Here is a 7,098-nt window from a genome sequence, read left to right as displayed (position 1 = left end):
GGATTGCCCGTGTGAAAGTAGGTAATCGTCAGGCTCCTCATGCTAAGAACCCCCGTCAGCCACCGCGCTCTCGGGGGTTTTTGCTTTTACTCGCGCGGCAAACCACATCGCCTGCCAAGCCCCCGTCGCCCTTTGCGCCCACTAGCCTCCGGCTAGCGAGCGCATCCTTTCATTACTTCTTGATCCCTTCCGCGAGATACCGCTCCGCGAGTCTCACCCAGTACGTCGTACCGACCGGCAGCAGTTCATCGTTGAAGTCATAGCTTGCGTTATGGAGCATGCATGGCCCCGCGCCGTGGCCCGCATCGCGATGGCCGCCGTCCCCGTTGCCGAGGAACGCGTAACATCCGGGCTTGGCCTGCAGCATGAATGCGAAGTCTTCCGCACCCATGGTCGGCTCCGTATGCGCGTCGACATTTTGCTCACCCACGATTTCCCGCATGACCTCCGCGGCGAAACGCGTCTCGTCGCCGCTGTTGATCGTCGGCGGGTAATTGCGGTTGAACGCGACTGTTGCCGAGCAATCGAACGCCGATGCCGTCGCTTCGACGATCTTCGACATCTTCGACTCGATCAAATCCAACGTCTCCGTCGTAAACGTACGCACGGTCCCGGCGAGCCACGCGTCGCTAGGGATGACATTGACCGCATCGCCGGCGTGGATCTGCGTAATCGAGAGCACGGCCGTATCGATCGGTTTCTTATTGCGCGTAATGATGCTCTGCAGTGCGTTGCCGATTTGAATCGCCGCGAATACGGGATCGCGGCCGTTGTGCGGCATGGCCGCGTGCGCTCCGACGCCTTTCACGTCGATCCTGAACTCGTTGCTCGACGCCATGATCGGCCCCTCGGTCACACCGAAGGTGCCCGCCGGCATTCCGGGCCAATTGTGAATGCCGAAGACCGCGTCCACTGGGAATTGCTCGAACAAACCGTCCTCGATCATAGCGCGCGCGCCCGCCCCGCCTTCCTCCGCCGGCTGAAAGATGAAGACGATCGTGCCGTCGAACCGGCCATGCAAAGCCAGGTGCCGTGCGGCGCCCAACAACATCGCGGTGTGTCCGTCGTGCCCGCAAGCATGCATTTTCCCGGGGGCCTGCGAGCGATGCTCGAACGTGTTGATTTCCTGGATCGGCAGGGCGTCCATATCCGCCCTCAGCCCGATCGCTCGCGTGCCGCTCCCTCGCTGGAGCACGCCGACCACACCGGTTTTGCCCAATCCGCGCTGTACGCGCAGGCCCCATTTTTCGAGTGACTGAGCCACAAGCTCGGCGGTGCGTGTTTCTTCGTACCGCAATTCAGGATGGGCATGGATACTTCGTCGGAGCGACTGGATCTCGTCGCGCGCGGCCAAGACTTCAGGAATGAGTTTCATGATGCGTTCGACCGTGGAATGGGGTTCTACAACTAGAATAAGTATCGGTATCGAACGAATCATTCTACGCTCAACGGCGTCCCGACAATTTGGTGCGGGCTCGGGCACGCGAACGTACTAAAATCACCGGCCTACCGCAACGCCACCCCTCTTACCGAACGCAGCCATGAATGCGCCCACCGAATTTGCCCGCGCCGTTTGCCCTCACGATTGCCCCGACACGTGCGTCATGCGGGTCACCGTCGTCGACGGCAAGGCCATCAAGGTCACCGGCGAGCCGAACCACCCGCCGACCCAGGGCGTACTCTGTACCAAAGTCAGCCGCTATGCCGAGCGCACGCATCACGCGCAGCGCTTGACCACGCCGCTAAAGCGCGTCGGCCGCAAAGGCGAAGGGCGCTTCGAGCCGATCAGTTGGGACGAGGCGCTTACATTAGCCGCTGGTCGCTTATCGGAAATCGTACGCCGAGAACCGCAGGCCCTCCTCCCGTATAGCTATGCGGGCACCATGGGTCTCGTTCAAGGCGAAAGCATCGCTCAGCGGTTCTTTCACAAGCTCGGCGCGTCGCGGCTCGATCGCGCGATCTGCTCGGCAGCCGGTATGGCGGGACTCAAATACACGTACGGCGCAGCGGTGGGCATGCATCTCGAATTTTTCGAGGAAAGCGAGCTCATTTTGATCTGGGGCTCCAATCCGATCGCATCGAGTCTGCATTTCTGGACCCGCGCGCAAGAGGCCAAGCGGCGCGGCGCCCGCCTCGTCGCAATCGATCCGTATCGCTCGCTGACAGCGGAAAAGTGCCATCAGCATATCGCCTTGCGCCCGGGCACGGACGGCGCATTCGCCCTCGGGATGGTGCACGTGCTGATCGCCGAGGACCTGATCGATCACCGCTATGTCGCGGATCATACGGTCGGGTTCGAGGCGCTCAAGGAGCGTGCATCCGCCTATCCGCCGGCGCGCGTTGCGCAAATTTGCGGTATCGAGGAACACGAACTCGTCGAGCTCGCGCGGCTCTACGGCAAAACGCGCAAATCGGCGATTCGTCTGAATTACGGCATGCAACGCGTTCGCGGCGGAGGCAACGCCACGCGTGCGATTGCGTGTCTGCCGTCGCTGACCGGAGCGTGGCGCGATCGCGCGGGCGGCTTGCTGCTGTCGACGTCGGGATGGGTGCCGTTCGATACCGCGGCGTTGCAGCGCCCCGATCTCATGCCCGGCTGGCCCGAGAAGCTGCCGCGCGTCATTAATATGAATGCGATCGGCGACGCATTGCTCCATCGAGGCGACGACTCGTTCGGCCCCAAGATCGAAGCGCTGGTCGTCTACAACTCGAATCCCGTGGCCGTGGCGCCTGATTCGGCGCGCGTTGCCGCCGGCTTTGCGCGCGAAGATCTCTTTACGATCGTACTCGAGCATTTTCAGACGGACACCGCCGACTATGCGGATCTGGTGCTGCCCGCCACGACTCAGCTCGAGCATTTCGACGTCCATCGCGCATACGGCCATACGTACCTCATGGTCAACGAACCGGCGATCGAGCCGGTTGGCCAAGCGCGACCGAATACGGAAATTTTCCGCGGGCTCGCACGCCATATGGGCCTCGACGAGCCGGCGCTGTTCGAAAGCGACGAGACCGTCGGGCGCAGCGCATTTCGCTGGGACGATCCGACGCTCGAAGGCCTCGATTGGGACAAGCTGAGCGAAGCAGGGTGGGTCAAGCTGAAATTGCCCGACGCGCCGTTCGCGGAAGGCCGTTTTCGCACGCCGTCGGGAAAGTGCGAATTCGCGAGTTCGTTGTTGGCCGCCCAGGGCAAGGATCCGCTACCCGACTATCTGCCGCCATATGAATCACGCGACGGTTCACCGGAGCTTGCGGCGCGTTACCCGCTCGCGATGATTTCGCCGCCCGCCCGCAATTTTCTCAATAGCTCCTTCGTCAACGTGGATAGCCTGCGTCAGGTCGAAAAGGAGCCGCATCTCGACATTCATCCTATCGACGCGGCATCCCGCGGGATCGGCGACGGCGACATGGTCCGCATTCGCAACGATCGCGGCGCGTTCGCGGCGCGCGCTCGCGTGACGGATCGTGCTCGGGAAGGGGTGGTGGTCGGCCTATCGATTTGGTGGAAGAAGCTTGCCCCGGACGGGTGCAATGCAAACCAGGTAACGAGCCAAGCACTGACCGACCTCGGCGACTCGGCCACCTTTTACGATTGCCTCGTCGAAGTCGAGCGTTTCGATGTCTGAGTGTTGTGCAAGCGGTTTTCTTGCAGTTCGAATTCGATATCTAATCCGGTTGTTTCTACCGGAGCGACCGGCTAGGATGCATTTTTTAGCACGACCATTCGAAAAGTAAGGGAGACGCCGCATGGAAAAAGTTTGGTTGAAGTCATACCCGCCCGGCGTCCCCGCCGAAATCGACCCGTCCGCTTACGCGTCGGTCGGCGAACTGCTGCAAGAGAGCTTCGAGCAATATCGGACTTCGCCGGCGTTTGCCTGCATGGGCAAAACGATGACTTACGGCGAACTCGATACGCTCTCGCGCAAGGTGTCCGCCTGGTTTCAGTCGAAGGGGCTTGCTCGCGGGGCGCGCATCGCGATCATGATGCCCAACGTGCTGCAATACCCCGTCGTGCTCGCCGCGGTGTTGCGTGCGGGTTACGTCGTCGTGAACGTCAATCCGCTCTACACGCCGCGCGAACTCGAGCACCAGCTCAAAGACAGCGGCGCCGAGGCGATCGTCCTGCTGGAGAATTTCGCGGTGACGCTCCAAGCGGTGGTGCGCAGCACCGCGATCAAACATGTGATCGTGGCGTCGATGGGCGATTTGATGGGCGCCAAGGGCTTCATCGTTAATTTCGTCGTGCGGCGTGTCAAGAAGATGGTGCCGGCTTGGGATCTCCCGGGCCACGTCAAATTCAACGATGTCGTGGCCGAAGGCGGCCGCTTGCCGTTCGCCGCCGCGGCTTTGACGCGAGACGACATCGCGTTCCTACAGTACACGGGCGGCACGACGGGCGTCGCCAAGGGCGCGACGCTTACGCATGGCAACATCGTCGCGAACGTCCTGCAATCGGCGGCGTGGCATGAGCCGGCTCACGCGCTGCACCCGGACGTCGACCAAATCGTCAACGTGATTGCGTTGCCGCTCTATCACATTTACGCGTTGACGGTCTGCGCATTGCTGACCATCCGAACGGGCGGCCTTGGCGTTCTGATCCCCAACCCGCGCGACATCGGCGGCATGATCAAGCAGTTGCAAGGCTATCGCATCAACACGTTCCCGGCCGTCAATACGCTCTATAACGCGATGCTGAACCATCCCGATTTCGGCAAGCTCGATTTTTCGAAGCTGCTCGTGGCCAATGCCGGAGGGATGGCATTACAAGAAGCGGTCGCCAAGCGGTGGTACGAGCGCACGCATGTGCCCGTCATCGAAGGGTACGGCTTGTCGGAAACGTCGCCGAGCGCGTGCTGCAATCCTGTTACCGCAACGCAGTTCAGCGGTACGATCGGCCTGCCGATCCCATCCACCGAACTGTCCATTCGCGACGACGACGGTAACGAATTGCCGATCGGTCAGCCTGGCGAAATTTGCATTCGCGGCCCTCAGGTGATGGTGGGCTACTGGAACCGTCCGGACGAGACGGCCAAGGTCATGACGGCCGACGGTTTCTTCAAGACCGGCGACATCGGCATCATGGACGAACGCGGCTACTTCAAGATCATTGACCGCAAGAAGGACATGATTCTCGTCTCGGGATTCAATGTCTATCCGAACGAGATCGAAGACGTCGTGGCCAAACATCCGGGCGTGCTGGAGGTGGCGGCGGTGGGCGTGCCCGACGAGCACTCGGGCGAGGCGGTGAAACTCGTCATCGTCAAACGAGACCCCGCGCTCACGCAGGCGGATGTCGTCGCGTTCTGCAAGGAGCAACTGACAGGCTATAAGCGGCCGAAGATCGTCGAGTTCCGTACCGAGCTGCCGAAGACGAACGTCGGAAAAATCCTGCGCCGCGAACTGCGCGACGCACCTGCCGCTCGGCCCGCCGCCGCGGTTGTCCCGGAGCGCAGCGCATAAGTGCCGCGGCGCGGCAAAAAAGCGCCGATGCTATATGCATTGCACAACATCGTCTAAAATGCACGATTAACCGCGGTTTTGCTCTGAACTAAGCGCGCGCCACATCTTGGGCAGCGGGCAGCCGTGGGGACGTGCCGCACGGCCTGCCTTTCGTGGCTGCCAGGTCGCCGCACCGCAAGGAGAAAGTGCAATGACGTTGGACGAGTTGATTACCGAGTTCGACCGCGGGCTGCGTTCGATCGCCGGCGTGAGCAGAATGAGCCGGCCGGTGCCGCAGCCCGAATCCGAACCGGCGGCTCCCCCGGCACCTGATATGACGCTTGCCGAACGTGCGCATGCCGCGGGACTCATGCGCGTGAATCACGTCGGAGAGATTTGCGCGCAGGCGCTCTATCAAGCGCAAAAGCTGGCTACGCGTACCCCCTCGCTCAAAGAGGCGTTCGAGCACGCGGCACGTGAGGAGGAGGATCATCTCGCGTGGACGGCGTCCCGGCTGCGCGACCTGGATTCGCGACCGAGCCTGCTCAATCCCCTGTGGTACAGCGGCGCGCTTGCGATCGGTTTCGCGGCCGGGTGCCTTGGCGACAGGGCGAGTCTTGGTTTCATGGCCGAAACCGAGCGTCAAGTCGAACGGCATCTCGAAGGACATCTGAGCACACTGCCCGAAGCGGACCGCCATTCGCGCGCGATCGTCTCGCAAATGCGCGACGACGAGCGGGCACACGGCCAATCGGCCACGGATGCCGGCGGCGTGCAATTGCCGGTGCCCGTGAAGGCATTGATGCGCGCGGCCTCGAAGGTCATGACGCAAACGGCTTACTACATTTGATTTTGCAGTGGGAGCGGCGCGCTCGCGCCGCCCGTCGACTTATCTCCATTCGCTTGGCTTTCTCATCCCGCCCTTGATCGCGCCGAGCGCTTGCCGCGCCGGTGCCCGCCGCGAGCTTTTCACGTATCACATTCACAAAATGCAGTAGTTCATTCTTTTATAACGTTTTTCGGTTTCTTACCTTGCATGAAGGGACTCACGTAAGTCCTTGTTCTTACAAACAAAATTCGTCGAAAAAACGGCTTTCTCCCTTGACCGGCCTGGGGCGTTACTCTAAAGTGGGAGACAGTGTGAGAAAGTGTATTTTTGTGGATTGATCGGATCATTCCGGGCCGTTTTCGAGGGATGGAGCGTCGTGCTCCGAAGGGGAGAGAAGGGTGTTTCAAGGGGCGTCGGCGCTGACGCTCGATGCGAAGGGGCGGATGTCCGTGCCCTCTCGGTATCGCGAGGCGCTGCAAGGCGAGGCACAAGGACGGGTGACGCTCACGAAGCACCCGGACGGCTGCCTATTGCTGTTTCCCCGTCCCGAATGGGAAGTCTTTCGCACCAAGATCGCCGCATTGCCGATGGACGCGCATTGGTGGCGGCGCATTTTTCTCGGTAACGCTTCCGACGTCGATCTCGATAGCGCGGGACGGATTCTCGTCTCGCCTGAATTGCGCATGGCCGCAGGGCTGGAAAAGGAAATCATGTTGCTCGGCATGGGAAGCCACTTCGAACTGTGGGATGCGCAGACCTACGCCGCCAAGGAACAGGCGGCCATGGCGCAGGGGATGCCCGATGCGCTGAAGAATTTCACGTTTTGATCG

The 7,098-nt window shown here is 61.4% G+C and carries 5 protein-coding genes; 4 read left to right on the top strand and 1 reads right to left on the bottom strand.

The features are described from left to right. Positions 1 to 172: 172 nt before the first annotated feature. Positions 173 to 1,375: a M20 aminoacylase family protein gene (locus tag DXT59_RS14200; protein ID WP_116137530.1), complete on the bottom strand. Its 1,203-nt coding sequence runs from the start codon at positions 1,373 to 1,375 to the stop codon at positions 173 to 175. A 166-nt stretch (positions 1,376 to 1,541) separates the two neighbouring features. Between DXT59_RS14200 and DXT59_RS14195 the strand changes: the two genes are divergently transcribed. The 4 genes from DXT59_RS14195 to mraZ all read left to right on the top strand — a co-directional run bounded on the left by DXT59_RS14195 (position 1,542) and on the right by mraZ (position 7,095). Next, entirely contained in the window at positions 1,542 to 3,626 is a 2,085-nt protein-coding gene (locus DXT59_RS14195; protein ID WP_116137529.1) for a molybdopterin-containing oxidoreductase family protein, read from the top strand. 121 nt (positions 3,627 to 3,747) lie between these two features. Continuing rightward, entirely contained in the window at positions 3,748 to 5,460 is a 1,713-nt protein-coding gene (locus DXT59_RS14190) for a long-chain fatty acid--CoA ligase (protein ID WP_116137528.1), read from the top strand. Between the two features lie 190 nt (positions 5,461 to 5,650). After that, on the top strand, positions 5,651 to 6,289 hold the full coding sequence (gene coq7 / locus DXT59_RS14185; protein ID WP_116137527.1) for a 2-polyprenyl-3-methyl-6-methoxy-1,4-benzoquinone monooxygenase: 639 nt from the start codon (positions 5,651 to 5,653) through the stop codon (positions 6,287 to 6,289). A 377-nt stretch (positions 6,290 to 6,666) separates the two neighbouring features. Beyond that, positions 6,667 to 7,095, top strand: coding sequence for a division/cell wall cluster transcriptional repressor MraZ (mraZ, locus tag DXT59_RS14180; RefSeq protein ID WP_102643981.1), 429 nt, complete (start codon positions 6,667 to 6,669; stop codon positions 7,093 to 7,095). Positions 7,096 to 7,098 lie beyond the last annotated feature (3 nt).

The organism is Trinickia diaoshuihuensis (assembly GCF_003390925.1).
GTDB classification, from domain to species: domain Bacteria; phylum Pseudomonadota; class Gammaproteobacteria; order Burkholderiales; family Burkholderiaceae; genus Trinickia; species Trinickia diaoshuihuensis.
The sequence above is the reverse complement of the archived record's forward strand: the minus strand, read 5'-3'. Positions and strand labels throughout refer to the sequence as shown.

Bases quoted from the DNA above. Each gene is read 5' to 3' on its own strand.
- DXT59_RS14190 (WP_116137528.1), top strand. From the start codon at position 3,748: ATGGAAAAAGTTTGGTTGAAGTCATACCCGCCCGGCGTCCCCGCCGAA.
- DXT59_RS14200 (WP_116137530.1), bottom strand. From the start codon at position 1,375: ATGAAACTCATTCCTGAAGTCTTGGCCGCGCGCGACGAGATCCAGTCG.
- DXT59_RS14195 (WP_116137529.1), top strand. From the start codon at position 1,542: ATGAATGCGCCCACCGAATTTGCCCGCGCCGTTTGCCCTCACGATTGC.
- coq7 (WP_116137527.1), top strand. From the start codon at position 5,651: ATGACGTTGGACGAGTTGATTACCGAGTTCGACCGCGGGCTGCGTTCG.